The 3,457-nt window shown below is 73.1% G+C and carries 4 protein-coding genes; 2 read left to right on the top strand and 2 right to left on the bottom strand.

Going from position 1 to position 3,457, the window contains the following annotated elements:
* Nucleotides 1–556: nucleoside/nucleotide kinase family protein (locus B9S61_RS28670; protein WP_103544832.1), on the bottom strand; the 556-nt coding region annotated here is incomplete at its 3' end.
* Between the two features lie 92 nt (nt 557–648).
* On the opposite strand from B9S61_RS28670, the gene B9S61_RS28665 reads away from it, so the two are divergent.
* Together B9S61_RS28665 and B9S61_RS28660 are read left to right on the top strand one after the other, a co-directional pair.
* The gene (locus tag B9S61_RS28665) at nt 649–1,386 is read left to right on the top strand and encodes an HAD family phosphatase (protein WP_103544831.1); all 738 of its coding nucleotides are present in this window, start codon (nt 649–651) and stop codon (nt 1,384–1,386) included.
* Between the two features lie 175 nt (nt 1,387–1,561).
* Complete coding sequence (locus B9S61_RS28660; protein WP_103544830.1) at nt 1,562–3,046, top strand: hypothetical protein; 1,485 nt, start codon at nt 1,562–1,564, stop codon at nt 3,044–3,046.
* Nucleotides 3,047–3,145: 99 nt separating this feature from the next.
* Here B9S61_RS28660 and B9S61_RS28650 read toward each other — a convergent pair.
* Nucleotides 3,146–3,457 (bottom strand): transposase (locus B9S61_RS28650; protein WP_146064976.1); only part of this gene is annotated, 312 nt, incomplete at its 5' end.

The following is a 3,457-nucleotide window of genomic DNA, read 5'->3' as shown; positions in this document are numbered from 1 at the left end:
CCCAGGCCACCGCCTCCGCGTGGCTCTTGCCGAACTCCACGTGCCGGGCGATCAGACGGCGCAGCCGCTCCTCCTCGTCCAGGGCGCAGAACCACACCTCGTCCAGCCACGGCCTGACCTGTGCCCAGGCGCCGGTGTCCAGCAGCAGGTAGTTGCCCTCCGTCACCACCAGCCGGGCGGCCGGCGGCACGGGCACCGCTCCCGCCAGCGGCTGCTCCAGCACCCGCTCGAAGCCGGGCGCGTACACGATCTCGCCGTCCGCCTCCTCGCGCAGCCGCCGCAGCAGGGCCGCGTACCCGGCCGCGTCGAAGGTGTCCGGGGCACCCTTGCGGTCCCGGCGGCCGAGACGGTCGAGTTCGGCGTCGGCGAGATGGAAACCGTCCATCGGCACGTGCGCCACCCACGGCTCCCCGGCTCCGTTCAGCTCCCGCACCAGACGAGCGGCGAGTGTGGACTTGCCCGCGCCCGGGCTGCCGGCGATGCCGAGGATCGCGCGCCGGCCGTCCCCCGGGAGGGAACGGGCGCGCCGGAGGAGGTCGTCGAAGGTCAGCGCCACAGGGAGAGTGTGTCACTTGGCCGGCCGGTGTTCTGCCGCCATGTGGCCGGAGTCGATCCCCTGTCCGGGGTCGTGGCGGGAAGGTGTTCCCCATGACGGATCTGGGTCTGCCCGAGGACATCCTCGCCTGCCTCTTCGACCTCGACGGCGTCGTCACGAGGACGGCCGCCGTCCACGCGGCCGCCTGGAAGGAACTGTTCGACGCGTTCCTCCGCGAGCGGGACGGCGACGCCTTCCGCCCCTTCACCGGCACCGACTACGACCAGTACGTCGACGGCCGCCCACGCGCCGACGGCGTACGCACCTTCCTCGCCTCCCGCGACATCGCGCTGCCCGAGGGCGCACCGGACGACCCGCCCGGTGTCCGTACCGTGCACGGCCTCGGCAACCGCAAGAACGAACTGCTGCTGGCGAGGATCCGTACCGACGGCGTGGCCGCCTATGACGGGACCCTGCGGTACATCGACGCGGTCCGCGCCCGGGGCCTGCGCACCGCGATCGTCTCCTCCAGCGCCAACTGCCGTGACGTGCTGCGCTCGATCGGCGCCGAGGACCTCTTCGACGTCCGGATCGACGGGGTGGTCGCCGCCGAACGCGGTCTGCCCGGGAAGCCGGAGCCGGACACGTTCCTCGCCGCGGCCCGAGAGCTCGGTGTGCCGCCGTCCCGCTCCGCCGTGTTCGAGGACGCGCTCGCCGGCATGGACGCGGGCCGCGCCGGTCACTTCGGCTACGTCGTCGGCGTGGACCGGGTGGGCCAGGCCGACGCCCTGTACGCGCACGGCGCCGACCGGGTCGTCACGGACCTGGCAGAGCTCGGACGTGGGGCATGAGCACATCACGGCCCCGCGGGCCACTGCGACGGTTGGCCGTATATACCCCCACATGCCCGTTTCGGGCGGGTTAGGTTGTGCGAGATCTTCGAAAGCCCGGCCGGATCTCATCCCGCTCGGTCCCCGCGGCCCGCGAAACCCGGAACCCATGACGCGTGAGAACGAAGGACGGACGATGACCGACGGCGCCGGTGCCCTGCTCGCCGCAACACGACGCCGCGAGCAGCGGTCCGGGCAGGATGCCTCCCGGCCGGCGTACGACGGCAGGACGCTCGCGGTGCTCGCCGCCGTCTTCACCCTCGCCCAACTCGTCCTCGTCCGCCCCGTGCTGGGCCTCGGCTGGGACGAGATCGTCTACACCAGCCAGATCACCTCCCACCACCCTGCCGCCTTCTTCAGCGCACCCCGCTCCCGGGGTGTCACCCTCCTGGTGGCGCCCGTCGCGTCCTGGTCCGACTCCACGGTGCTGTTGCGCGTCTACCTCGCCGTGCTCTCCGGTCTCGCCCTCTACCTGGCCCTGCGCTGCTGGCGGGGCCTCTTCCCGCCCCGGATCCTGGTCACCGCCGGCGCCTTCTTCGCCTCCCTGTGGGTGACCCTCTTCTACGGTCCCCAGGCCATGCCCAACTACTGGGTCGCCATCGGCGCGCTGATCGCCGTCGGCGGGTTCCTGCGCCACCGCGCGGACCCCTCGGCGGGCGGCCCGCTGTGGGCCGTGGTGGCGGGCACCGCGCTCATGGCCTGGATGCGCCCCACCGACGCCGTCTGGGTGGCGGTCCCGCTGTTCGTCCTCGCCCTGGCGGGCCGGCAGTGGCGGTCGCTGCTCGCCCTGGCCGGGGGCCTCACGGCGGGCGGGGCCGAGTGGGTGATCGAGGCGTACACCGCCTTCGGCGGACTGGGGGAGCGGCTGGCCGAGGCCTCCCGCATCCAGGGCGGGCTCGGCCTGCACATGGCCGTGGACGACCAGCTCCGCAGCCTCGGCGGACGCGCCCTGTGCCGTCCGTGCACCGGGTCGATGCCCCACCCGGTGATCACCCTGTGGTGGTTCGTCCTGCCGCTGCCGGCCGTCCTCGGGCTGGTCGTCGCCGTACGGGCCCGCCGCACCCTGCGCACCCTGCTGCCGCTGGCCTGCGCCACCAGCGCGGCGATCCCGTACCTGTTCATGATCGGGTACGCGGCGCCCCGCTTCCTCCAGCCGGCCTACGCCCTGCTCGCGATCCCGGTCGCCCAGGCACTGTGGTACCTGGTCACGGCACCGCGCGGACGGTGGCGGCCGGCCGCCGCGGCGCTGGTCGCGCTCGCCATGGCCGGCCATCTCACCGTGCAGCTGGCCGTCCTCGGGCACACCGTCGGCCGTACCCTCGACGGCCGCCGCGACTGGGCCCGCACGGCCGGTGAACTGCACCGGCTCGGCGTCCGCCCGCCCTGCCTGCTCACCGGGTACCGGTCCATCCCCATCGGCTACTACACCGGCTGCTCCTCCGGCGCGACGTTCGGCAACAACGAGAACACCACGGTCGGCGAGATCCTGCGCACCGCGGAGCGCACCCCGGTCGCCACCCTCACCGGCCCCGGAGGTACCCCGCCCGGCTACGCCCGGCCCTGGCCGGTCCACATGATCGGTGACATCGAGGTCCGTGTCGCCCCCACGCCGGGGCCATGACGCAGACCGGGTCCCGTGTGTCCGGTGCCGGGGGGGGTGCCTCTATGTCCTTCGTCAAGGCACCCTTGTCGGGTTTGGGGTGGTTCGGTGTTGCTGGGGTTATGCGGCGAGCTCGACGTCTTTCGGTGTCCGGGGTTCGTAGAAGGTGCCGTCGCGGAGCATGGCGAACAGGACGCTGATGCGCTGGCGGGCGAGGCGGAGGAGGGCTTGGGTGTGGGTCTTGCCGCGGGCTCGCTGGCGGTCGTAGTAGGTGCGGGAGGCCGGGTCGGCGTTCATGCAGGCGAAGGCGGACAGGAACATCGCCCGTTTGAGTTGCCGGTTGCCGCCTCGGGGTGCGTGTTCGCCGTGGATGGAGGTGCCGGACTGCTTCGTGGTGGGGGCCAGTCCGGCGTAGGAGGCGAGGTGGGCGGC

This window comes from Streptomyces sp. SM1, from assembly GCF_002910825.1.
GTDB lineage: Bacteria > Actinomycetota > Actinomycetes > Streptomycetales > Streptomycetaceae > Streptomyces > Streptomyces okerensis.
Note: the sequence above shows the minus strand (reverse complement) of the source record. Positions and strands in the feature narration are given on the sequence as shown.

Bases quoted from the DNA above. Each gene is read 5' to 3' on its own strand.
- B9S61_RS28665 (WP_103544831.1), top strand. From the start codon at position 649: ATGACGGATCTGGGTCTGCCCGAGGACATCCTCGCCTGCCTCTTCGAC.
- B9S61_RS28660 (WP_103544830.1), top strand. From the start codon at position 1,562: ATGACCGACGGCGCCGGTGCCCTGCTCGCCGCAACACGACGCCGCGAG.